This window comes from Lutibacter sp. TH_r2, from assembly GCF_033101135.1.
GTDB lineage: Bacteria > Bacteroidota > Bacteroidia > Flavobacteriales > Flavobacteriaceae > Lutibacter.
This window is the reverse complement of record NZ_JAWMPV010000001.1, coordinates 1-23,510: the sequence shown is the minus strand read 5'-3', so window position 1 is coordinate 23,510 and position 23,510 is coordinate 1. Positions and strand designations below refer to the sequence as shown.

22 protein-coding genes are annotated in these 23,510 nt (G+C 27.9%); 16 read left to right on the top strand and 6 right to left on the bottom strand.

All coding sequences use genetic code 11. The features are described 5' to 3' along the window. Positions 1–22: 22 nt before the first annotated feature. From R3X25_RS00110 to R3X25_RS00090, 5 genes are all read left to right on the top strand, one after another. Complete coding sequence (locus R3X25_RS00110; protein WP_317670601.1) at positions 23–1,186, top strand: sigma-54 dependent transcriptional regulator; 1,164 nt, start codon at positions 23–25, stop codon at positions 1,184–1,186. A 73-nt stretch (positions 1,187–1,259) separates the two neighbouring features. After that, the gene (locus R3X25_RS00105; RefSeq protein ID WP_317670599.1) at positions 1,260–2,105 is read left to right on the top strand and encodes a PPK2 family polyphosphate kinase; all 846 of its coding nucleotides are present in this window, start codon (positions 1,260–1,262) and stop codon (positions 2,103–2,105) included. Positions 2,106–2,209: 104 nt separating this feature from the next. Further along, positions 2,210–2,986 carry an exonuclease domain-containing protein gene (locus tag R3X25_RS00100; RefSeq protein ID WP_317670597.1) on the top strand — a complete coding sequence of 259 codons (777 nt, stop codon included), beginning with the start codon at positions 2,210–2,212 and terminating at the stop codon, positions 2,984–2,986. Between the two features lie 3 nt (positions 2,987–2,989). Beyond that, positions 2,990–3,478 (top strand): ABC transporter ATPase, encoded by a 489-nt coding sequence (locus R3X25_RS00095; protein ID WP_317670596.1) that lies wholly within the window; start codon positions 2,990–2,992, stop codon positions 3,476–3,478. A 32-nt stretch (positions 3,479–3,510) separates the two neighbouring features. Beyond that, complete coding sequence (locus R3X25_RS00090; RefSeq protein ID WP_317670594.1) at positions 3,511–6,489, top strand: glycoside hydrolase family 3 N-terminal domain-containing protein; 2,979 nt, start codon at positions 3,511–3,513, stop codon at positions 6,487–6,489. A 104-nt stretch (positions 6,490–6,593) separates the two neighbouring features. Here R3X25_RS00090 and R3X25_RS00085 read toward each other — a convergent pair whose 3' ends face one another. Genes R3X25_RS00085 through R3X25_RS00060 form a run of 6 tightly spaced genes read right to left on the bottom strand, consistent with a single transcriptional unit; the run spans position 6,594 to position 11,997 of the window. Then, a complete protein-coding gene (locus tag R3X25_RS00085; protein ID WP_317670592.1) occupies positions 6,594–7,649 on the bottom strand; it encodes a lysophospholipid acyltransferase family protein in 1,056 nt (351 codons plus the stop codon). A gap of 5 nt (positions 7,650–7,654) precedes the next feature. Further along, positions 7,655–8,548 (bottom strand): bile acid:sodium symporter family protein, encoded by an 894-nt coding sequence (locus tag R3X25_RS00080; protein WP_317670590.1) that lies wholly within the window; start codon positions 8,546–8,548, stop codon positions 7,655–7,657. A gap of 1 nt (position 8,549) precedes the next feature. After that, complete coding sequence (locus tag R3X25_RS00075; protein WP_317670588.1) at positions 8,550–9,212, bottom strand: DUF4159 domain-containing protein; 663 nt, start codon at positions 9,210–9,212, stop codon at positions 8,550–8,552. A gap of 4 nt (positions 9,213–9,216) precedes the next feature. Continuing rightward, positions 9,217–9,924 (bottom strand): 16S rRNA (uracil(1498)-N(3))-methyltransferase, encoded by a 708-nt coding sequence (locus R3X25_RS00070; RefSeq protein WP_317670586.1) that lies wholly within the window; start codon positions 9,922–9,924, stop codon positions 9,217–9,219. After that, entirely contained in the window at positions 9,925–11,043 is a 1,119-nt protein-coding gene (locus tag R3X25_RS00065; protein ID WP_317670584.1) for a GTP cyclohydrolase, read from the bottom strand. Positions 11,044–11,046: 3 nt separating this feature from the next. Beyond that, positions 11,047–11,997 (bottom strand): transporter, encoded by a 951-nt coding sequence (locus R3X25_RS00060; protein ID WP_317670582.1) that lies wholly within the window; start codon positions 11,995–11,997, stop codon positions 11,047–11,049. Between the two features lie 208 nt (positions 11,998–12,205). Between R3X25_RS00060 and R3X25_RS00055 the strand changes: the two genes are divergently transcribed. The 11 genes from R3X25_RS00055 to R3X25_RS00005 form a co-directional block, all read left to right on the top strand. Beyond that, a complete protein-coding gene (locus R3X25_RS00055; protein WP_317670580.1) occupies positions 12,206–12,361 on the top strand; it encodes a hypothetical protein in 156 nt (51 codons plus the stop codon). A gap of 5 nt (positions 12,362–12,366) precedes the next feature. Further along, positions 12,367–14,802 carry a YfhO family protein gene (locus R3X25_RS00050; protein ID WP_317670578.1) on the top strand — a complete coding sequence of 812 codons (2,436 nt, stop codon included), beginning with the start codon at positions 12,367–12,369 and terminating at the stop codon, positions 14,800–14,802. A 264-nt stretch (positions 14,803–15,066) separates the two neighbouring features. Further along, positions 15,067–16,257: a glycosyltransferase family 4 protein gene (locus tag R3X25_RS00045; protein ID WP_317670576.1), complete on the top strand. Its 1,191-nt coding sequence runs from the start codon at positions 15,067–15,069 to the stop codon at positions 16,255–16,257. After that, positions 16,254–17,531, top strand: coding sequence for a glycosyltransferase (locus tag R3X25_RS00040; protein WP_317670574.1), 1,278 nt, complete (start codon positions 16,254–16,256; stop codon positions 17,529–17,531). Before R3X25_RS00045 ends, R3X25_RS00040 begins: the two co-directional genes overlap by 4 nt. Beyond that, complete coding sequence (gene wecB, locus R3X25_RS00035) at positions 17,528–18,607, top strand: non-hydrolyzing UDP-N-acetylglucosamine 2-epimerase (RefSeq protein WP_317670572.1); 1,080 nt, start codon at positions 17,528–17,530, stop codon at positions 18,605–18,607. Before R3X25_RS00040 ends, wecB begins: the two co-directional genes overlap by 4 nt. Continuing rightward, positions 18,607–20,064, top strand: a complete 1,458-nt coding sequence (locus R3X25_RS00030) for an oligosaccharide flippase family protein (protein WP_317670570.1) — start codon at positions 18,607–18,609, stop codon at positions 20,062–20,064. Before wecB ends, R3X25_RS00030 begins: the two co-directional genes overlap by 1 nt. Positions 20,065–20,201: 137 nt before the next feature. Beyond that, on the top strand, positions 20,202–20,816 hold the full coding sequence (locus R3X25_RS00025) for a LysE family translocator (RefSeq protein ID WP_317670569.1): 615 nt from the start codon (positions 20,202–20,204) through the stop codon (positions 20,814–20,816). Between the two features lie 37 nt (positions 20,817–20,853). Next, positions 20,854–21,339 carry a DinB family protein gene (locus R3X25_RS00020; protein WP_317670567.1) on the top strand — a complete coding sequence of 162 codons (486 nt, stop codon included), beginning with the start codon at positions 20,854–20,856 and terminating at the stop codon, positions 21,337–21,339. 175 nt (positions 21,340–21,514) lie between these two features. Next, positions 21,515–22,459 (top strand): hypothetical protein, encoded by a 945-nt coding sequence (locus R3X25_RS00015; protein ID WP_317670565.1) that lies wholly within the window; start codon positions 21,515–21,517, stop codon positions 22,457–22,459. 62 nt (positions 22,460–22,521) lie between these two features. Next, positions 22,522–23,148 carry a hypothetical protein gene (locus R3X25_RS00010; RefSeq protein WP_317670563.1) on the top strand — a complete coding sequence of 209 codons (627 nt, stop codon included), beginning with the start codon at positions 22,522–22,524 and terminating at the stop codon, positions 23,146–23,148. 24 nt (positions 23,149–23,172) lie between these two features. Beyond that, positions 23,173–23,510 (top strand): hypothetical protein (locus tag R3X25_RS00005; protein ID WP_317670561.1); only part of this gene is annotated, 338 nt, incomplete at its 3' end.

Below are 23,510 nucleotides of genomic sequence, written 5' to 3'. Positions count from 1 at the left end.
AATCAAGAATAAAAATAAAATGATGAGTAAAATACTAATTATTGAAGATGAAGCTGCAATTCGAAGAGTATTAAAAAAAATAATTTCTGAAGAAAATGAATCATACCACGTTGAAGAAGCAGAAGATGGTTTAGTAGGTATTGAAATGATTGCAAAAACAGATTACGATTTAGTTTTATGTGATATTAAAATGCCAAAAATGGATGGAGTTGAGGTTTTGGAAAAAGTAAAAAAACTAAAACCAGAAATTCCTATTGTTATGATTTCTGGACATGGAGATTTAGATACCGCAGTTAATACTATGCGTTTAGGAGCATTTGATTATATTTCTAAACCGCCAGATCTAAATAGATTGTTAAACACAGTTCGAAATGCTGTAGATAGAAAAGAATTGGTTGTTGAAAATAAAAAACTTAAAAAAAGAATAAGTAAAAAATATGAGATGATAGGTGAAAGTGAAGCTATTTCTCATATAAAAAATATGATTGAAAAGGTTGCACCAACCGATGCTCGAGTTTTAATTACTGGTCCAAATGGAACAGGGAAAGAATTGGTTGCACATTGGTTACATGAAAAAAGTGAACGCGTTAAAGCACCTATGGTTGAAGTAAATTGTGCCGCAATACCTTCAGAATTAATTGAAAGTGAGTTGTTTGGGCATGTGAAAGGTAGTTTTACAGGTGCAAATAAAGATAGGGCTGGAAAATTTGAAGCTGCCAATGGAGGAACCATTTTTTTGGATGAAATTGGAGACATGAGTCTTTCGGCTCAAGCAAAAGTATTAAGAGCATTACAAGAAAATAAAATATCTAGAGTTGGTAGTGATAAGGATATTAAAGTAGATGTTAGAGTAGTAGCAGCAACAAATAAAAATCTAAAAAAAGAAATTGCTGAAGGTAGATTTAGAGAAGATTTATACCATCGTTTAGCGGTGATTTTAGTGAAAGTTCCTGCATTAAATGAGCGTAGAGAAGATATTCCTTTACTAATAAACTTTTTTGCAGAACAGATTGCAAAAGATCAAGGAGTACCAACAAAAATATTTTCAGATCTAGCTATAAAAAAGCTTCAAGATTACGATTGGACAGGTAATATTCGAGAATTACGTAATGTAGTGGAACGATTAATAATATTAGGTGAACATGAGGTTTCTGAATCTGACGTAAAATTGTTTGCAAGTAAGTAGTTGTTTTAAAAAATACATTTAAAAACCTCTTTTTAAAGAGGTTTTTTTGTTTAAATTCGAAAAAAAAATAAAAATGGATTATAAGGTAATATCTGAAATAAAGTTAGAAAAATTAAATTCAAAGCAAGTAATTAATAATGCAGATAAAAAATTAAAAAAGGTTAGAAAAAAATTAAGTAAGCTACAAGATACTATGTATGCTGAAGGAAAGTATGCCGCATTAATTTGTTTGCAAGGCATGGATACTTCTGGAAAAGACAGTTTAATTAGAGAAGTTTTTAAAGAAGTAAATGCTCGTGGAGTTGTAGTACATAGTTTTAAAGTACCTACAGAACTAGAAAAGAGTCATAATTATTTATGGAGACATTATATTGCTTTACCAGCAAAAGGTAAAATTGGAGTTTTTAATAGAACACATTATGAAAACGTTTTGGTTACAAGAGTACACCCAGAATACGTATTTGGAGAAAATATTCCAACTGTAAAAAGTCTAGACGATTTAAACGATGATTTTTACAACAAAAGAATGGAAGAAATCAACAACTTTGAGAAGCAGTTGTCAGATAACGGAACTATTATTTTAAAATTCTTTTTAAATCTTTCTAAAGAAGAGCAAAAAAATAGATTGTTGCGTAGATTAAGATTAAAACAAAAAAATTGGAAATTTTCTCCTAGTGATTTAAAAGAACGTAAATTATGGGATAAATATCAATTTTGTTATCAAGAGTTGTTGAATAAAACATCTAAAGAAAACGCACCATGGTATGTTGTACCTGCTGATGATAAAGATTCTGCAAGGTTAATTGTTGCTAAAACAATTTTAGAAACTCTAGAAAAATATAATTTTGAAGAACCAGAATTACCAGCAAAATACCAAGCAGAAATTGAGAATTACAAAAAGCAATTAGAAAACGAATAATACATATAAACATATTGTTAAAATTACCCATAAAATTAAGTGAAAAACAACAATCATTAAATTCAAGTTGTATATTTACTTTTTATAAAAAATAGCTAATCCAAATGGAATTAAATTTAAAAAAACCAATCATATTTTTTGATTTAGAAACAACAGGTATTAACATTGCCAAAGATAGAATTGTAGAAATTTCAATATTAAAAGTATTCCCGAATGGGAATAAAGAAAGTAAAACTTGGTTAGTAAATCCAGAAATGAAAATACCAAAAGAAGCATCTGATATACACGGAATTACAAACGAAAGAGTTGTAACAGAACCAACCTTTAAAGAGCTAGCCTCGCAAGTAAGTGATTTAATTAAAGGTTGTGATTTAGCTGGTTTTAATTCCAACAGATTTGATATACCATTATTGGCAGAAGAAATGCTTCGTGCTGAAATTGATTTTGATATGAAAAATAGAGTAGCGGTAGATGTACAAGTTATATTTCATAAAAAAGAACAAAGAACTTTAAGTGCAGCTTACAAATTTTATTGTGATAAAAATTTAGACAATGCCCACTCTGCTGAAGCTGATACCAACGCAACATATGAGATTTTAAAAGCACAATTAGATACGTACGAAGATTTAGAAAATGATATTAAGTTTTTAAATGAATATTCTACACATTCTAAACGAGCAGATTTTGCAGGTTTTATTATGTTTGATGAAGATGAAGATGAAATTTTTACGTTCGGAAAATACAAGGGTAAAAAAGTATTAGAAGTGTTAGAAAAAGATAAAGGTTATTTTTCGTGGATTCAAAATGCAGATTTCCCACTGTACACAAAAAAAGTATTGACAGCTATAAAATTAAGAAGTTTTAATAACAAATTAGGATAGTATATGTATGTAGGTTATAATGAAATGCCATTAAACTCTAGAGTTTGGATTTACCAAGCGAATAGAGAATTAAAGCAAAATGAAGTGGAAAGTATAAGTGAAAATTTAATTGATTTTTTAAATACATGGCAGCGTCATGGAGACGATTTAAAAGCTTCATTTTTAATAAAATACAATCAGTTTGTTATTGTTGTTGTAGATGAAAACTTCACCAATGTTTCTGGCTGTTCCATTGATGCTTCCGTAAAACTATTTCAGCAATTTGAAAATGATTTTAAGGTAGATTTTACCAATAAAATGAATATTTCATTTAAAACAAATGAAACAATAAATGTTGTTAAATTAGCTGATTTTCAGCAATATGCTAAAGAAAATAAAATTACTTCAGAAACCATAGTTTTTAACAATATGGTTGCTTCTAAAGAAGATTTTGAAAATAAATGGGAAGTTGAAGCTCAAAACAGTTGGCATAAAAGATTTTTGGCATTATAATTTCATTACAACTTTTAATTATTACTACTTAAATGATTAAAAAAATACTACTTTCAGTTGCGCTATTGTGTTGCCTTTTATTAAAAGCGCAATCTGTTAATCCTTTGCAAACTATAGATTCATTAGCACAAGTTAAATGGGTTGATACTTTGATGAGTAAAATGACTGTTGAAGAAAAAATAGGTCAATTATTTATGGTTGCTGCCTATTCTAATAAAGATGAGAAGCACAAACAGTTTATAACTAATTTAATAGAACAGTACCATATTGGAGCACTTATTTTTTTTCAAGATGATCCGGTAAAACAAGCTCAATTAACAAATTATTATCAGTCTATTTCAAAAGTTCCAATGCTAATTGGTATAGATGGAGAATGGGGATTAAATATGAGGTTGAAAAACACCTATCGTTATCCTTGGAATATGACTTTAGGTGCCATTAGAGATGATAAATTAATAGAAGAGTTTGGTAAAAGTGTTGGTGAGCATTGTAATAGATTAGGAATTCATATGAATTTTGCACCAGTTGTAGATGTAAATACAAATCCAGATAATCCAATAATAGGAAATCGTTCTTTTGGTGAAAATCATATAAATGTAGCAAACAAATCTGTAGCATTTACAAAAGGTTTACAAAGTAAAAGTGTATTGGCAAGTGCAAAGCATTTTCCTGGTCACGGTGATACAGCAACAGATTCTCATCATACATTACCAACTGTAGATTTTTCTGAAGAAAGGTTAAATGAAGTTGAGCTCTATCCATATAAAAAGAATTTTGAAGCAGGTTTAGCAGGTGTTATGGTAGCACATTTAAGCGTGCCTAGTTTAGAACCAACAAGTGATTTACCTTCATCATTATCAAAAAAAATTGTTACAGGTTTATTAAAAGAAAAACTAGGTTTTAAAGGCTTAATAATTACTGATGCTATGAATATGAAAGCATCGGCAAATTTTGCATCGCCACAAGAAATAAATTTAGCAGCTATATTAGCTGGGAATGATTTGTTAGATGTGCCTTTAAATATTCCAGAAACTGTTGCTAAATTTAAAGAAGCTCTAGAGTCTGGAGAGTTAACAGAAGAGCGTTTAGATGAATCTGTACGTAAAATTTTACAAACTAAATATTGGTCTGGTTTAAACAATTATAAACCAATTGAGTTAACCAATTTAAAAAATGATTTAAACAAAATTGAAAACGAACTTTTACATAGAAAATTAGTTGAAAATTCAATTACGTTGGTTAAAAATAAAGATTTAGTTTTTCCAATTCAAAATTTAGATAAAAAGAAAATTGCTTATGTAAAATTAGGTGATGATTATGGTGGAGATTTTTTAAAAACACTTCAAAAATATACAAGAGTAGATTATATTACTTCTAAAAATCTAGATGAATTACTTATAAAATTAGAGAGTTATAATTTAGTAATTGTTGGTTACCATAAATCTAATGTTAACCCCTGGAAAAGTTATAAGTTTAAAAATGAAGAATTGGTTTGGTTGCAAGAAATTGCACGTGAAAAAACTGTTATTTTAGATGCATTTGCAAGCCCTTATAGTTTGTTACAAATAAAAACATTTGAAAACATTGAAGGACTTGTAATGTCTTATCAAAACAGTAAGCTATCAAAAGAAATTTCAGCTCAAATGATTTTTGGAGCCATAGAAACTAAAGGGAAACTACCAGTTGCCATAAGAAATGTGTTTTCTGAAGGTCACGGTTTAATGTCAACTTCATTAAAAAGATTGGCTTATTCAATTCCAGAAGAAGTAGGATTAGATAGTAAAGGGTTAGTAAGAATAGATAGTATAGCAAAAGTTGTTTTAAAAAAGAAAATGGCTCCAGGAATGCAAGTTTTAGTTGCCAGAAAAGGTAAAGTAATTTACAATAAAAGTTTTGGTTATTTTACTGATGAAAAGAAGCATAAAGTAGATAATTCTAAACTATACGATGTAGCTTCAATGACCAAAATTTTAGCAACACTACCTTTAATAATGGAGCTAGAGGAAAAGGGAGAATTAAGTTTAGAATCTACTTTAGGAGAACTTTTACCAAACCTAAAAAACTCAAATAAAGATACATTAACAGTGAAAGAATCGCTTTCTCATGTAGCAAGAATAAAAGCTTGGATTCCATTTTATTTTAAAACATTAGACAGTATAACTAAAAAGCCTTCAGAAGAGTATTATAGCAATAAAAAATCTAAAGATTTCAAAATAAAAGTAGCTGATAATTTGTATTTAAGAAGTGATTATAAAGATTCTATTTTTGATATTATAAAAGAAGCTGATCAACGTATAAGACCAGGATATAAATACAGTGATTTGCCATATTATATATTTAAAAAATACCTTGAAAATTACTATAATGAAGATTTAAATGAATTAACTCAAGAACATTTTTATAAATCTTTGGGAGCTGATAGAACAAGTTATTTACCATTAAATAGATTTTATAAATCTAGCATTGTTCCTACTGAAAAAGATGATTATTACCGTTTTCAATTAGTGCAAGGTTATGTACATGATATGGGTGCTGCAATGCAAGGTGGAGTAGGTGGTCATGCAGGTTTATTTTCAAATGCCAATGATGTTGCTAAAATAATGCAAATGTATTTGCAAGGTGGTTATTATGGAGGTAAACACTATTTTCAATCTACAACTATAGATACATTTAATCATAGGTATTTTGCTCAAGACAGTGTTAGAAGAGGTGTAGGTTTTGACAAACCACAATTAATAGAAAAAGAAAAAGCAACTTGTGGTTGTGTTTCAGATAAAAGTTTTGGACACAGTGGTTTTACAGGAACGTATATGTGGGCAGATCCTGAAACTGAAATTGTATACGTTTTCTTATCAAATAGAGTGTATCCAACAATGGATAATAAAGGTTTGGTTAAATATAATATTAGAACTGAAATTCAAAAAATTATACAAGATGCTATACTTCCTTTAGCGCCTGTAAAAATGTTAAAAGGTACAGCAAACGTAGAGCTTGAGGTATTGAAAAACTAAATTTTTTCTGTAAAGTATAGTTATTTCGAAACTAAAAAAAGGTTAAGTAATCTACTTGTTTTAGGTTAAGATTTTTTCGTTTTTCTAGCGATAATGTACTTTTTCTAACTTCTACTAACCTCCATTGTTTTTGTGGTAATTACTCCTAGTAAAATTGTAATTAATAAATATACATATGCAATTGTGCTATTGAAAAAGTAGTTAATTATTCCTGCTTGAATTAAATAAAAAATAGGGAATAATGTAGCAATTACAGCAAATCTAAATGTACTAGTAAAAATAACATCTTTAATTCCGCCTTTTAGTTTTTTCCAAATTAATAGAGGAATAATACTATTAAGTTTTGCTAAAAAATGAAATGGTAAAAACCAATTAATTTTTGATTTTCTATTTTTAATTTTATGTTTTCTTTTTCTTATTAGTTCTAGTATTTTATATGCTTTTTTAGGCTCTAAATAATCAACTCCAGCAGCATCTAATTTTTCAATAATTTCATCGTGATTTTCATCTTCAATATGCAAAGTAACTTCTTTTAAAGCATTTGAAACGGCTTTTAAAATTTCAGAAAAAGTTAAATCAGGATTTTTAATATCGAAATATTGATTTGCATTTATTGGTTTTCCATAGTATAAATAACAGCTAGAAGGAAACTTTAAATGCGAATCGTAATTAAGTCCAACAGGAATAATTTGAATATCTAAATCGGGGTGTTGCTCCAACGTTGCTAATAAAATTCTAGCAAATCCTTTTTTTAGTGGAATAATTTTACGTTCTAAATGATGTTCTCCTTCAGCAAAAATTTCAACAGCTTCTTTTTTATGAAGAATTTTTACACACTTTTTAAATACATCTAAATTTTTATTCATGTTACGTAAACCATCTCTTAATCTATAAGCAGGATGCATGTTTAGCGTAGCTAATATTTTAGAAGCAAACTTATTTTTAAATGCTCCAGCACGTGCTAAAAAATGAGTTTTTCTACTATTTGTAGTTGGAATTAAAAGTGCATCAATTAAAGCGTTTTGATGATTTCCAATAAATATAACAGCTCCTTTTTTTGGAATATTTTCTTTTCCAAAAACTTTTACTTTTTTAAGTGTAAAAAAAAGTACAATTTTCACATAGCCTTGAATAATATAATACCAAATGTGTTTAATCATTCTATTTATTTTTTAGACCAATATGTTGCTAATGCTAATCCTGAAAAAATATCCCAAATAGCCCATGCAGCAACAAGCAAAGCCATTCCTCCTAAACCGTGAAAAAAACTAAATATTAATAATAATCCTAGTCCAGAGTTTTGAATTCCAGTTTCAATGGCTAAAGTTTTTTGATTTCTTCTGGATAATTTCATAATTTTCGCAGCGTAAAAACCTGTTAATAAAGCTAATATATTGTGCGCTATAACTAATATTAAAACATAATGAATATAGTTAATAAAAATATCAAAATTATCGTAAAAAGCAATAATTATAAATAGCATAAATATAATTAATGAAACTGGTTTTAGAATTTTTGAAAGTTTATTTGCCCAGATAGGTTTTCGTTGTCGAACCCACATTCCTAAAATTAATGGAATCCCTAAAATTAAGGAAACCAATTTTACTAAAGTCCACGGATTTAATTCAACTCTTTGTAAAATTTCTGCTGTTGGAGCGTATAAGTTTCCATAAAATTGCAGGTTAAAAGGAGTCATAACTAAACTAACCAATGTTGCAAAAGCAGTTAAGCTAACTGAAAGTGCCGCATTTCCTTTAGCCATTTGAGTCATAAAATTAGAGATGTTTCCTCCTGGACAAGCAGCAACCATCATCATTCCTAAAGCAATACTAGGCATTGGATTTACTAATTTTATAAAAATAAATGTGACTAGCGGAAGTAAAATAAATTGTGAAGTAATACCTGTTAATAATATTTTAGGTTTTTGAAATAGCCTTTTAAAATCTTCAATTTTTATACCTAAAGCAACACCAAACATAATAATTGCCAATGTAATATTCAGCACCCAAAGTCCTTCAGTATCAAAGTTTATTTCTAACGAATCTAAATTTTCAATCATATTAATTTTTAAAGGCGTATTCAACAATGTTGCTTCCCATTTTTAAAGCTTTTTCTCTGGTTTCAAGGCTATTGTTATGCACTTCTTCATCTTCCCAGCCATCGCTTAAATCGCTCTCATAATCGTAAAAACAAACCAATCTTCCTTCATAAAAAATACCAAATCCTTGAGGTGGTTTATTATCGTGTTCATGAATTTTTGGAACACCTTTTTCAAAATTAAATGTTTGATGAAATATTGGGTGATTGTATGGAATTTCTTGAAATTCGGCTTCAGGAAATACTTTTTTTAATTCTCTGCGTATAAATTTATCCAAGCCATAATTATCTGAAATATGTAAAAATCCTCCAGAAATTAAATAGTTTCTTAAGTTTTCAGCTTCATCATCAGAAAATAAAACATTACCATGACCTGTAACAAAAATAATTGGATAATTGTAAATATCTATACTTCCAACTTCTACTGTTTCTGGATTTGGTTTTATAGTTGTTTGAATTGAATTGTTGCTGAATTCTATTAAATTTGGAACAGCTGTAGGGTTTGCATACCAATCTCCACCACCGTTGTATTTTAAAATTGCAACTTGTTGCGAAAATATGTTTAAATGTATAAGGCAAAGTATAATTACAACTGCTTTAAATTTTTGATTAAAAGTAAATTTCATTTATTTATTGGTTAACAAAAGCTACGCTATGTGTTGCTATAATTCCAGCTGTTTCTGTACGTAAGCGGCTTTCTCCCAAAGATACAGGAATAAACGTATGTTCCAAACTTTGAGTAATTTCTTTGAGTGAAAAGTCACCTTCAGGTCCAATTAAAACAGTGGTTTTAGTGTTAGGTTTTAATTCGGTTTTTAATAATTTTTTTTCTGTTTCTTCACAATGTGCAATAAAAAGTTGGCCTTCAATTTTTTGATTTATGAATTCAGAAAATTTTATAGGTTTGTTTAGTTTTGGAAAATGAAATTTTAACGATTGTTTTGCTGCAGAATTAATAATTTTCTCCATTCGTTCTAACTTTAAAATTTTACGTTCAGAATGGTCGCAGATTATTGGAGTAATTTCATCAATACCAATTTCTGTTGCTTTTTCTAAAAACCACTCAAATCTATCGTTTAATTTGGTTGGTGCAATTGCTATGTGTAAATAGTAGTTCCAGGGTTTTATTTTTTTTTCTGAAGAACTAATTGAAACCACACATTTTTTATCGTTTGGAATAATAACTTCAGATGTAAATAATTCTCCTAAACCATTGGTAATAAAAATAGTATCACCTTCTTTTTTTCGAAGTACACGAACAATATGTCTGCTTTCAATTTTATCGAACGTAAATTGTTTTGTTGATGAATTTATTTCAGGATTAAAAAATAATTGCATTTAAATATCTTTTTTATAAGTACATCTTCTTTTAAATGTAACAGGTTCAAAGTTTTTCCACACTGCGGCAATGGCTTTATTGCTTGCTAATTCAGGAGTTCTAATACAAGTTTCTATTCCAATTTTTTCAAATGATTTCTGATATTCATTAAAAATAATTGCATGAATTCCTTTTCCTTGAATTTTTGGGTGAACTCCAATTAAGTAAAAAATGGCATCCTTACTATTTTTTTTAGCTTTTAATAAATGGAACAATCCAAATGGTAATAATTTTCCATTTGCTTTTTGTAAAGCTTTTGAAAATGAAGGCATTGTAATTGCAAAGGCAACCATTTTATTATTTTTATCAATTACAAATTTTATATATTCAGGATTGATAAATGAGAGATATTTCTTTTTAAAATATTCAATTTCCACTGATGAAATAGGTACAAAAGATGGTAATGAGGCATAACTTGTATTAAACAAATCGAACATTTGGTCTACATAAGGCATTATGTCTTTTGTTTTTGTAAAGTTTAAAGGCGTTAATTCATATCTTTTTTCAAGTACATTACAAACTCTTTGTAAAGGTTCAGATTTTACATTTTTAAACGGAAATTTATTTTCTAAATATTCTTTTTCAACTTTAAATCCTAACTTTTCATAGTGCTTTTTGTAGTATGGATAGTTGTACCACGTAACCATAGTTCCAATATGGTCAAAACCTTCAGTTAAAACTCCAACTTTATCTAAATTAGAAAAACCAACGGGACCTTCCATAAACTCTAATTTGTTTTGATGCCCAATTTCTTCAACTTTGCTCAACAACATTTTAGAAACTTCTAAATCGTCAATAAAATCGAACCAGCCAAAACGCATTTTGTTTAGTTTCTGTTCATTAATTTCAGTATAATTTATAATAGCTGCAACTCTACCAACTATTTCATTATTTTTCAAAGCAATAAAATAACGTGCGGTTGCATGTTGAAAAACAGGATTTTTGTTTTTATCAAACGATTCAAGTTCATCATTAATAATTGGTGGAACCCAATATTTATTGTTTTTATAGAGTTTGAAAGGAAATTTTACAAACTGTTTTAGTTCCTTTTGAGTGGTTAATTCTTTAAGGGTAATCATTAATTAGTTTTTCTTTTTAAAAATTCTTGAAAATATATTTCCTCTTTTTTTACGACTATATTTTTTTGAATAAAGTGGTTTTGCAACAGAGCTCTTTCTTATAACTTCATCAGAATGTTTATCTAATCGCCATGAAGCTCCAATAGATGAATATGTATAAGAGTAATCTGCGAAAAAGTTGGTTCTTATAGATGCATCTAGTTGTAAATTTTTATTAAATAAATACGCTAAACCAGCTCCATTATTTACTTTTGGTTTATGTGATTTTTGATAACGTGTTTGGTTTTCAATAAAAAAAGACCATTTATTACTTATGGCATATGTAGCTGTAATAATATATTTATAGTAATTATTATCAGAAGTAATATTATCTGCAATTAAATTAGTTAAAACCACAAATCTATCCGTTAAATCATTTTGAAGTAAAATTGCACCTTTAAAACTAATACCATCCGGATCTTCGTAATCATTTCCTAAAAAATTTGTGTTCACACCTGCATACACACCAACACTTGGAATTAAGCGTTTTTTATCAAAGGAAAATTTACGTTTCCAACTTCTAATTTCTTTAGATTTATCTATGTATTCTTGTTGATAGATTAAATATTTTGCTCCAATGGTAAGTTCACTTATTCCACTACCTTTATAAGGTAGGTTAAAAGAGTTTTGAACTTTGTCTCTCTGATAGGCTATTTTAGCATTAAATTCTAATTTTTCTAAAAATTTACCATATCTAAAAAATAACTCACCACCAATTGTTTTTGAACTAACATCTAGTTGGTTTTTGTTTTGATCTCTATAATAAAGCCCTGTTTCAAATTGCATAACATCTGTTCCAACACTATATGGGCTTTCTGAAAAACCTGGACGTTTGGAATTTATAATTTCAGTGTACTGTGCATTCATTAAAAATGAAGTGAAAACAAGGAAAATTGATACTAAAACTTTTTTCATAGTTGTATAAAATAGATTTTCAAATATAAGATTTTAAATAATTAAACGTTTTGGTTAATCTCAAATTGTTATTTTTGAAAATATTTAAAATGAAAGGCTTATGATAGGGTTATTAAAAACCATAGCAATACTTATTATAATATACTATATATTTAAATTTTTTAGCAGATATATTGCACCTATTTTTTTGAAGAAAGTAGTGAACAATATGGAAGAAAAAATTAGGAAGCAACAAGAACAGCAACAATCTAGTAACACACAAGGTGAAGTAGGTGAAACAGTAATAGCTAAAAAAGCACCAACTTCAAAAGAAAGTAATAAAAGTGTTGGAGATTATGTTGATTACGAAGAAATAAACGATTAATTTTTATGAAAATTTCATTAAATAAGTTGTTACCTTATAGTGTAGCAATTATTGTATTTGTTTTAGTTTCAGTTATTTATTTTTCTCCAGTTTTAGAAGGAAAAAAAATTCAACAAAGCGATATTACTCAATTTATTGGTTCGTCTAAAGAAATTGTTGATTATAGAAAAGCAAATAACCAAGAACCTTATTGGACAAATGCAACTTTTGGTGGAATGCCTTCGTATGTAGTGAGCGCTTATTACCCGAATGATTATATAAAGAAATTAGATAAATTAATTCGTTTTTTACCGCGTCCAGCAGATTATTTGTTTTTATATTTTTTAAGCTTTTTTGTGCTTTTAATGGTTTTAAAAGTAGAGTGGAAGTTGGCAATAGTTGGATCGTTAGGTTTTGGTCTTTCCACCTATTTAATCATAATTTTAGGAGTAGGACACAATGCAAAAGCACATGCAATAGCGTATATGCCGTTAGTTTTGTCTGGAATATTACTTGTTTTTCAGCGTAAATATTTGGTAGGTTTTGTATTAACAGCTTTGGCAATGGCTTTGGAAATAGGAGCAAGTCATATTCAAATGACGTACTATTTACTGTTTTTAGTCCTAATTTTTGGTGTTGTTCAATTAATTGAAACGTATAAAAAGAAAGAATTTCCACATTTTATAAAAAGCATTTCAGTATTAATTGTAGCCGTAATTTTAGGCGTTGGTGTAAATGCCACTAGTTTAATGGCTACACAAGAATATGCAAAACAAAGTATTAGAGGTAAAAGTGAGTTAACCATAACACCAGATGGTAAAGAAAAAGTACCTGCTGAAGGGTTATCTAAAGATTATATTACAGAATATAGTTATGGAAAATTAGAAACATTTAACTTGTTTATTCCTCGTTTTATGGGAGGAACACGCTATGAAGAAATAAAAGATAGTGAGTTGCAAAGTTTTTTACAACAATCAGTAAATAAAGGTCTACAACCAAACGATGCAAATTATATTATGCAAATTTCTTCTATGTATTGGGGTGAACAACCAATTGTTGCTGCACCAGCTTATATAGGAGCTTTATTTATATTTTTATTTGTATTAGCTATATTTCTTGTAAAAGGAAAATTAAAATATTGGTTAGTTGGTGCAACTACTTTCTCTATTTTAATGAGTTGGGGACATAATTTAGAATGGTTAACTAACTTTTTTATAGAATATATTCCATTATATAACAAGTTTAGAGCTGTTTCTTCAATACAAGTAATAGCAGAAGTTACCATTCCTTTATTAGCAATTTTAGGTTTAAATGAATTATTAAAGAAAGAAATTTCTAATGAAGTTAAATTAAAAGCGCTTAAAAACACTGTTTATATTGTTGGTGGTTTAGCATTGTTGTTTGTAATTGGCGGTAGCAGTTTCTTTGCTTTTGAAACACCTTTAGATAATCAAATTAATGAACAATTACCGGGTTATTTAGACGCGATTACTACTGATAGAAAAAGCTTATTTTTTGAGGATAGTTTACGAACGTTAATTATTGTTTTAGTTGCAGCTGGAAGTGTTTTCTTTTATATAAAAGGAAAATTAAAACCTATTCTACTAATTGGAATTATTGGAGCAACTATTTTATTTGATTTAGTTGATGTTGATAAACGTTATGTAAATGATAGCAATTTTGTTTCAGCTAGAAAAGTTGATAAGCCATTTGTAGCTTCAGCAATTGATAAAGAAATATTAAAAGATAAAAGTTATTATCGTGTTGCAGATTTAACAAAAGATTTAATGGCAGATGGAACAACATCTTACTTTCATAAATCGTTAGGAGGTTATCATGCAGCAAAACCAAGAAGATATCAAGAACTTTATAATTTTCATTTAGCAAAAGGTAATCCAGAAGTATTTAATATGTTAAATACTAAATATATTATTTCTTCAAACGAAAAAGGAGAAAAAACGTATGATTTAAATACTTCAGCAAATGGAAATGTATGGTTTGTAGAAGAACTTAAGTTAGTTTCTAATGCTAACCAAGAAATAAAAGCTTTAGATAGTACTAATACAAAAAAAGTTGCAATAATTAATTCAAATTCAATTTCTAGTAACATTGCTAAAAATTATGAATTGGATTCTACTGCTGTAATAAAGTTAACAAATTATAGTGCAAATAAATTGACTTATAAAAGTGCAGCTTCTAAAAAACAGTTTGCAGTTTTTTCTGATATTTATTATAAAAATGGTTGGAATGCATATATAGATGGAGAATTAAAGCCACATTATCAAGTAAATTATGTGTTGAGAGGTATGGAAATTCCAAAAGGCAATCATACTATAGAATTTAAGTTTGAACCAACAGTTATAAGCACAGGAAATACAATAACATTAATTTCGTATGCTCTTTTCTTAATTATTCCGTTTGGTTGGTTTTTTATTAAAAAGAAGAAAAAAACAAACCTATAAGTTCAGTACCAAAAGTAGTACGTTTATAAAAAAATGTAATGTCTTTATTGTATTGACTTGTTGATATTATATTTTTTTTTACCTTTATACTCGGTTTGTTAAACTTACCGAGGGAAATTACTGAAAAAGTTAAAGAAGGCGCATTTAAGCGTCTTTTTTATGTACCTTAATTCAGAATTTATCAATATATTGCTTTAGAATTTAGAGTTATATAACCTTTTGTAATTCAGTAGGTTTAAGATTTAATTTGCAATTAGTTTTTGTATGAGAAAAATAGGAATGATTTTAGATAAAACATTTCCTCCTGATCCTAGAGTTGAAAATGAAGCAATTTCTTTGGTTAACAATGGATTTGACGTTTATTTATTCTGTTTAACATATAAAAACCAACCTTTAGAAGAAAACTATAAAGGTATTAATGTTGTTAGATATAAATCCAACAAATTAAATTACAAGCTTTCCGCACTTGTTTATTCGTTTCCTTTTTATTCTTTTATTATGAAGCGAAAAATTCAGCATTTTCTTAAAAATAAACATATAGAATTTATTCATATTCACGATATTCAAATTGCTGAAGCAGCCATAAAAGCCAATAAATTTAATTTACCAATGGTATTAGATTTACACGATAATATGCCCGAAATTATAAAATATTATCCGCATTTGCAGAAATTTCCAGGAAAACAGTTAATTTCTCCAAAAAAATGGAAGCAGAAAGAAGAGGAATTCATAAAAAAAGTAAATAAAGTAATTACGGTTTCACAAGAATTTGTAGAGGAAGTAATTGAAAGGACAAAAATAGCAAGAGATAAAATTGTGTTAGTTCCAAACACCATTCATAAATCGTTTTATAATGAAGCTAAATTTGAAAGTTCAATTATAAATAAATTCGAGAATAGTTTTGTAATTCTATATGTAGGAGATACAGGTTTAAGAAGAGGTTTATTAACCGTAATTAGAGCAATTCCATATTTAAAAGATGAAATAGAGAATTTAAAATTAGTGATTGTTGGAAAAAATTCAGACGATTCTATTTTAAAAAATGAAGTCAAAAAATTAAATATTGAAAAATATGTAGATTTTGAAGGTTGGCAAAATGTAAGCTTATTTCCATCATATATAAAAGCAAGTTCTATTTGTATTTCTCCGTTAAACAGAAATATACAACACGATGTTGCGTATGCTAACAAGTTGTTTCAATATATGAGTTTAAAAAAACCATTATTGGTTAGTAATGCAACAGCTCAAAAAAATCTAGTTAAAAAAATCAAAGCAGGTTTGGTTCATAGAGCAGAAGACGAAAAAGATTTTGCAGTTAAAATTATTGAAATGTACCAAAATAAACAGCTTTGTAAACAAATGGGAGCAAATGGAAAAAGATTTGTAAACGAAGATTTTTATTGGGAAAAAACTTCAGAAAAATTGATAGAATTATATTGTAATTTAGCTACATGAAAAAAGTGCTAATACTCACATATTATTGGCCGCCAGCTGGTGGTTCTGGAGTTCAACGTTGGTTGAAATTTGTAAAGTACTTTCGTAATTTTGGAATAGAGCCAGTTATTTATACAGTTCAAAATCCAAGTTATCCAATAGTTGATAATTCATTAGAGAAAGACATTCCTAAAGAAATTGAAGTTTTAAAGCAACCTATATTTGAGCCTAATAATGTATTAAATTTTTTTGGTAAAAAGAAAACAGAAAGCGCTGGTTTTTTGAATTCGAATCCTACTTTTTTTGGAAGAATTATACAATACATTCGCGCAAATTATTTTATACCTGATGCTCGAAAATTTTGGATACACCCTTCAGTAAAATATTTAAAAAAATATCTTTTAGTAAACAAAATAGATACAATAATTACTACCGGTCCTCCACACAGTGTTCATTTAATTGGATTAAAATTAAAAAAAGAATTGAATTGTAAATGGATTGCAGATTTTAGAGATCCATGGACAGAGATAGATTATTTTCATCAATTGCCACTCACTAAAAAAGCTAAAGAAAAACATTTTTTGTTAGAAACGGAAGTGTTGAAAAAAGCAGATAAAGTTTTAGTTGTTGGAGACACAATGAAAATTAATTTCAGTAAAATAAATAATAATGTTGTAACTATAACTAATGGTTATGATTCTGAATTTGAAGATGAAAAAGTAGCATTAGATTCAAATTTTACGCTTACGCATATTGGATTAATGAATGCTGATAGAAATCCTAAAATGTTATGGGAAGCTATTTCGGAATTGGTAACAGAAAACAGGGGTTTTGCTAAAGATTTTAAACTAAAACTTATTGGAAAAGTTGATGTAACAGTTATTGCTGGAATTGATAAATTTGAACTTCAAGAAAATGTAGAATTAATCAATTATGTTTCACACAACAAGGTTATTGAATATCAAAAAAAATCTCAAGCTTTGTTGTTGATAGTTAACAATGTTCCAAGCGCAAAGGGAATTATTACAGGTAAAATATTTGAATATTTAATTGCTAAAAGACCAATTTTAGCTATTGCACCAACCAATGGAGATTTAGCTTCAATTTTACGTAAAACAAATGCCGGTACTGTTATAGCTTTTGAAGATAAAGTTATGTTGAAGCAAAAAATACTAGATTTGTATAGTCAATATAAAAAAAGAGAATTAAAAGTGAATTCGAAAAATATTGAACAATACCATAGAAAACAATTAACTAAAAAAGTTTCTGAACTAATTTATCAGTTATCTGAATGAAAAAAATAGTTACCATTTTAGGCGCAAGACCTCAATTTGTAAAAGCTGCTGTTTTAAGTAGAGTTATAAAAAAACATGCAGAAATAGAAGAGGTTATAATTCATACGGGTCAACATTATGATGCCAATATGAGTACTGTTTTTTTTGAAGAAATGGAAATTCCAAAACCTAAATATAATTTAAATATTAATGGTTTAAGTCATGGTGCTATGACTGGGCAAATGTTGGAGAAAATAGAAGAAGTATTAGTAATAGAAAAACCGAATGTAGTTGTAGTTTTTGGAGATACTAATTCAACTTTAGCTGGTGCTTTGGCTGCAAAAAAACTGCATATAAAGGTTGCTCATGTAGAGGCAGGTTTAAGGTCGTTTAACACAAAAATGCCTGAAGAAATTAATAGGATTTTAACCGATAGAATTTCAGATGTATTACTCTGTCCTACAAGTGTTGCTGTTGAAAATTTAAAAAATGAAGGTTTTAAAAATTTCAATGCTAAAATTGTGCAATGTGGTGATATTATGAAAGATGCTGTTGAGTTTTATAGTAAAACTTCAAAAGAGAAATCTACTATTATTTCAGATTTAGATTTAACCAAAAACGAATTTGTTTTAGCAACCATTCATCGTCAAGAAAATACGGATGATATTGAGAAACTAACTTCAATTTTTAAAGGTTTAGAACAAATTTCAAAAGAGAAAAAAGTAGTACTTCCTTTACACCCAAGAACCAAAGCTATATTGAAAAAAAATAAATTAAATTTCAATATAAAAACAATAGATCCGGTTGGTTATTTTGATATGTTAGAATTGTTAAAAAATTGTAATTTGGTTGTTACCGATAGTGGAGGTTTACAAAAAGAAGCTTTTTTTAATAAAAAACATTGCATTATTGCGCGTGATGAAACAGAATGGGTAGAATTAGTGGAAAATGGTTTTGCTAAAATTATAAAGAGCAATCAAATTGAAATGTTAAAAGCTTTTAGAGAGTTTACTCAATCTTCTAAAAAATTCAACATAAAACTTTATGGTGAAAATGTAGGAGAGGAAGTATATTTAGAACTGCTAAATATTTGCTAATGGGAGTTGTATTAAAGCAGTCGTTTTTAAATACCTTAATCCTTTTTCTAGGTTTTTTTATTGGCGGTATAAATGTTCTGTTTTTATACACTCATTTTTTACATGAAGATTATTTTGGCTTAATCACATTTTTATTGTCAACAGCAAATATTTTATTGCCATTATTGGTGTTTGGTATGCAACATACAGTTGTAAAGTTTTATTCATCATATAAAACTAAATCAGAAAAAGATAGTTTTTTGTTGTCTACAGCAATAATTCCTTTAATAGTAATTATTCCATTGGCTATAATTGGGGTTTTTACTTATGAGCAAATTTCAGCGTGGCTCTCAAGAGAGAATATTTTAATTGAAAAATATACATGGTTAATATTTTTTGTTGCAATTTTTATGGGTTATTTTGAAGTGTTTTACGCATGGACAAAAGTTCAATTTCAATCAGTTTTTGGAAACTTTGTAAAAGAAGTTTTTGCACGTATTTGTGTTACATTTTTGTTAATAGCCGTTTACCTAAAATGGTTAACTAATGAGGAGTTTATTTATGCAGTAGTTCTGGTATATGCTTTAAGAACCATTATTATGAAGTTGTACGCATTTTATGTTTATATGCCTAAAATAGCATTTAAAATTCCGTCAAACATTAAAGAAATAATTTCGTTTTCATTCTATATAATTATTGCAGGTTCAGCAGGAGGAATTTTATTAGAAATAGACAAATTTATGATTCCTCAAATGGAGCAAATTGCTCAAGTAGCCTATTATTCTGTTGGAGTTTATATTGCTAGTGTAGTTGGAATACCAAATAGAGCTATGCAGCAAATTACAACGCCAATAACAGCAAAAGATATGAATGAAAATAATATTGGTGAAGTTGAAAAATTATACAAGCAATCTTCAATAAATTTATTAATAGTTGGAGGCTTATTTTTTTTACTAATAAATTTAAATATTTCAGAGTTGTATGCAATAATAAATAAAGCTCAATTTACACAAGGTGTATTGGTTGTATTAATTATTTCAGCAGCTAAACTAATGGAATTAGCTATGGGAACGGGAAATGCAATATTAGTAAACTCAAAGTATTATAAAATCTTTTTTTATGTATCAATAGCAATGGCAGTTAGTGTTATTTTACTAAACCATTGGCTTATAAAATTTATAGGAATTAACGGAGCAGCTTTAGCTACTTTAATTGTAGTGTTTGCATTTAGTATTGTAAAAATAGTATATGTAAATTCAAAATTAAAAATTCAACCATTTACAATAGAAACTCTAAAATTGATTGGTATAATAGGATTATTATATTTAGCTTTTAATTTTCTAGATTTTACTACAAATCCTTACATAAGTATTATAGTTAAAAGTGTTTTGTTAATTGTAATTTATTTGTTTTTAGTAAAAAGTTTAAAGCTTTCAGAAGATTTAGGTATTTTATTTTCAAAATATTTGAAAAAATAAAATAAGTATTTTACAGTAAAATAATTTTTAATTTTTGTGTAGTACTACAATACTTTAATTGTAAATGTAATTTAAGTTACAACAATACGTCTTAAGTTGTTAGTAAAATAATTTATTTTAGGCAAAAATTTATATTAATGATTTATTTATTACATGTTTTTTACGGTATACTAATGTCTTATATTGGTTTTATTTCACCTGGAATGATTAATATGGCATCGTTAAAAATAAGCTTAAATAAAGGTAGAAAACAAGGATTGTTATTTGCTTTTGGAGCATCATTAATTGTTTTTATTCAATCAGGCATTGCATTGTTTTTTGCTGATTATTTTGTTCAAAACCCTCAAATTGTTTCTTATTTAAAAATAGCAGGAGTAGTTGTTTTCTTTTTGTTAGCTATTGTTTTCTTTGTTCAGGCTAAAAGAAAAATTAATTCGTTAAAAGAAAAAGATAAGAATCGTTATTTTTTGAAGGGAATTGGTATGTCACTTATAAATATGTTAGCTATACCATTTTATTTGGCAGTAAGTATTTTTTTAGCTTCTGAAGGGAAAATAATAATAGAGCAACCGTATATACTTTTGTTTGTTTTTGGAGCAAGTTTAGGTGCTTTTTTATTATTCTCAACCTATATTGCATTTGCAAATTTTATATCAACAAGAATAGCATTTATAGCCAAAAATATTAACTACATTTTAAGTGGACTTTTTCTAGTTTTAGGAATATCAACATTGTATAAATTATTGGTTTAAAAATATATATATTTACATTTCAAAAAATTACTTTAGAATGCTTCAGGCTATTGAAAAAAACTTAACTCGTGGAATTAAATTATTAGAAAATATTTCTGATGAAGAATATAGTAATACTACAATAGCACCTTATTACTCTAGTATTGGTGGTCATACTCGCCATATTTTAGATGTTTTTGATTGTATTTTTGAAGGTTTACAAGCTTCTAACGTAAATCTAATAAAAAGAAAAAGAAATACGTTGGTTGAAAATAAAACAGCTGAAGGAATTCAATATTTTAAATCAATTATATCTAAATTAGAAAGTATTGAAAATCATGATTTGAATGAAATTATACAAGTAACTGATGATTTAGGAGAAGGCGTTGTAACTGCAAATTATACAATAGCTTCTGTTTTAATTCAAGCACATAGCCATGCTATTCACCATTTTGCTAGTGTTGGTTATGTAATTTCACAATTAGGAATTGATTTGCCAGATGAAGATTTTGGTTTTAATCCAACTACACCTAAAAAAAATTAAAGTGACCTTTTAATTTTTAATGTGTCTAAATTTTGTAAGCCGATTATACATGTCGTTTATCGGCAATTGTTTACCATTCGTCTATAGTAAATTTATACTTGAACGAAAATTAAAGAAGCAGAACAATTAGTTAGATTACATTTGCATTAATATTTAGAATTATAAAATAAAAGAATTGAAGTATTTAGTATTTTTATTATTATCCGTTATTAGTTTAACTGCCTTTGCTCAAGTAAAGGTAGGTGATAATCCATCTCAAATAGATTCTAATTCTTTATTAGAGTTAGAGAGTTCTGATAAAGTATTAGTATTAAGTAGGCTTACTAATGTTGAGATGGAAGCAATTCAGCCATTGTATGGAGCTTTAGTTTACAATATAGATGAGAAGTGCATATTTATGTTTGAAGGTACTATGTGGAAAAGTTTATGTAGTGAAGGAACTAAAGTAACAACTTCAACTACATCACCACTAACTAATAATGTTGGAGATATATGGGTAAACACGTCAAACTCTAGAGATATTACAAGTGTTTGGGATGGAAATAATTGGATACCATTAAATTCAAACCCTAAAAGTGGTTCAGGTGATCCTAGTTCTCAAATAAATTTAAATCCAGATGCTGGAGATATTTATGTAGATGAAAGTAATGGAGATATTTATACATTTAATGGTACAGATTGGATTAATAATACAGCAAATACTACCATTTCAGTGGTAAATGGATTAACAAAAACAGTTGAAAACACTATAGAACTTGGAGGAGTATTAACCAAGGAGACAGTAATAGAAACAAGTGCTACAAATACACTAGCTATTACGGGATTAGAAACTACTACTGAAACTGAAAATAATGAAATTGTAGTAGTGGATAAGGTAACAGGAGTTTTAAAAAAAATAGAACCTTCAAATTTAATTAGAGAAGAAGAAATTATAATTATTGCGTCTGAAGGTCAGATTCAATTCACACCACCTTTTCCAATTACAAATCCAAAACATATTGATGTTTATAGAAATGGAGTGAGAATTAAATTTACAACAATTGATACAAGTACTATTGAGCTAGAACCTCAAGCTATTTGTTATAAAGACGATGAAATTAGAATAGTACAGTTTTATTAAAAATATAATATTAAATACAAACAATAAAAATAAAGTTTAAAAACAGGTTAAAACAATTAAAAATGAAAAAAAGTATTTTAAAACTAGGAGTTTTCGCTCTATTTATGTTAGCATTTAACGTAGTTAGTGCACAATCTACGGCAGATGTTGCTAAAACAGCAGAAGCAGTAAGAGTTATTGATAACAAAGGAACAATTAAGTATTTTCAATCTAATAATGGAATCACTCAAATTGTAAATACAACAAATGATGTTACAACAACAACATGGCAATTAGGAGGTACCTTAACGGATAATACATATATTGATGCTTCTGGTGCAGAATTTGGAATTACTGGAATTGAAGAAACAACTTTAGATGCTGCAACTATTGTGGATGGTACAGGTACTGGTTATACACTTTTAGTAACAAATGAAGAAACAGGAGAAATTCAAAAATTGTTAGCTACTGATTTAATATCAAGCGGACAAGAAACTTTAGACGCAGCAGGGACAGAAACAACAATTACAGCAACAGGAATGCCAGCAAATGCTAGTCAAGTTTGGGTTTACAGAAATGGAGCTAAATTAGTTGCAGGTTTAGATTATACTGTTACTGCAGAATTAGTTACTTTAGTTCCTCAAACTACAGCTAACAGAGACTGGACAATAATGGCTGGTGATTTTTTTGAAGTACACTGGATAAAATAATAATTCAATATCTAATTCATTTTTATGATTAATATATTAAATAAAAAAAATACTACTTTAATAATACTTGTTATTTGTGCAATGGTTTTTAGTTTAAAAACCAATGCACAACAAGTAACTGTTATTAATCATAAAGGAACAAAGGTTGATGTAAATAATAATAATGTATATACAGCAACTGTAGCTCCAGTTAATCCATTAGAAAATGATGTTTGGTTTGATACAGCAAATAATTTAACTAAAATTTTTGACGGTACAAATTGGATACCAATGGGAGGTGTAAATTCAACTTTTGAAGTAGTTGGAAATGATCTTCAAATTACAGATTCAAATGGAACACTTTCAGTACCTATTTCTTCATT

What these genes read in the sequence shown, in the direction of transcription:
- R3X25_RS00110 (WP_317670601.1), top strand. Translation starts at nt 23, where the DNA reads ATGAGTAAAATACTAATTATTGAAGATGAAGCTGCAATTCGAAGAGTA.
- R3X25_RS00105 (WP_317670599.1), top strand. Translation starts at nt 1,260, where the DNA reads ATGGATTATAAGGTAATATCTGAAATAAAGTTAGAAAAATTAAATTCA.
- R3X25_RS00100 (WP_317670597.1), top strand. Translation starts at nt 2,210, where the DNA reads ATGGAATTAAATTTAAAAAAACCAATCATATTTTTTGATTTAGAAACA.
- R3X25_RS00095 (WP_317670596.1), top strand. Translation starts at nt 2,990, where the DNA reads ATGTATGTAGGTTATAATGAAATGCCATTAAACTCTAGAGTTTGGATT.
- R3X25_RS00090 (WP_317670594.1), top strand. Translation starts at nt 3,511, where the DNA reads ATGATTAAAAAAATACTACTTTCAGTTGCGCTATTGTGTTGCCTTTTA.
- R3X25_RS00085 (WP_317670592.1), bottom strand. Translation starts at nt 7,649, where the DNA reads ATGATTAAACACATTTGGTATTATATTATTCAAGGCTATGTGAAAATT.
- R3X25_RS00080 (WP_317670590.1), bottom strand. Translation starts at nt 8,548, where the DNA reads ATGATTGAAAATTTAGATTCGTTAGAAATAAACTTTGATACTGAAGGA.
- R3X25_RS00075 (WP_317670588.1), bottom strand. Translation starts at nt 9,212, where the DNA reads ATGAAATTTACTTTTAATCAAAAATTTAAAGCAGTTGTAATTATACTT.
- R3X25_RS00070 (WP_317670586.1), bottom strand. Translation starts at nt 9,924, where the DNA reads ATGCAATTATTTTTTAATCCTGAAATAAATTCATCAACAAAACAATTT.
- R3X25_RS00065 (WP_317670584.1), bottom strand. Translation starts at nt 11,043, where the DNA reads ATGATTACCCTTAAAGAATTAACCACTCAAAAGGAACTAAAACAGTTT.
- R3X25_RS00060 (WP_317670582.1), bottom strand. Translation starts at nt 11,997, where the DNA reads ATGAAAAAAGTTTTAGTATCAATTTTCCTTGTTTTCACTTCATTTTTA.
- R3X25_RS00055 (WP_317670580.1), top strand. Translation starts at nt 12,206, where the DNA reads ATGGAAGAAAAAATTAGGAAGCAACAAGAACAGCAACAATCTAGTAAC.
- R3X25_RS00050 (WP_317670578.1), top strand. Translation starts at nt 12,367, where the DNA reads ATGAAAATTTCATTAAATAAGTTGTTACCTTATAGTGTAGCAATTATT.
- R3X25_RS00045 (WP_317670576.1), top strand. Translation starts at nt 15,067, where the DNA reads ATGAGAAAAATAGGAATGATTTTAGATAAAACATTTCCTCCTGATCCT.
- R3X25_RS00040 (WP_317670574.1), top strand. Translation starts at nt 16,254, where the DNA reads ATGAAAAAAGTGCTAATACTCACATATTATTGGCCGCCAGCTGGTGGT.
- wecB (WP_317670572.1), top strand. Translation starts at nt 17,528, where the DNA reads ATGAAAAAAATAGTTACCATTTTAGGCGCAAGACCTCAATTTGTAAAA.
- R3X25_RS00030 (WP_317670570.1), top strand. Translation starts at nt 18,607, where the DNA reads ATGGGAGTTGTATTAAAGCAGTCGTTTTTAAATACCTTAATCCTTTTT.
- R3X25_RS00025 (WP_317670569.1), top strand. Translation starts at nt 20,202, where the DNA reads ATGATTTATTTATTACATGTTTTTTACGGTATACTAATGTCTTATATT.
- R3X25_RS00020 (WP_317670567.1), top strand. Translation starts at nt 20,854, where the DNA reads ATGCTTCAGGCTATTGAAAAAAACTTAACTCGTGGAATTAAATTATTA.
- R3X25_RS00010 (WP_317670563.1), top strand. Translation starts at nt 22,522, where the DNA reads ATGAAAAAAAGTATTTTAAAACTAGGAGTTTTCGCTCTATTTATGTTA.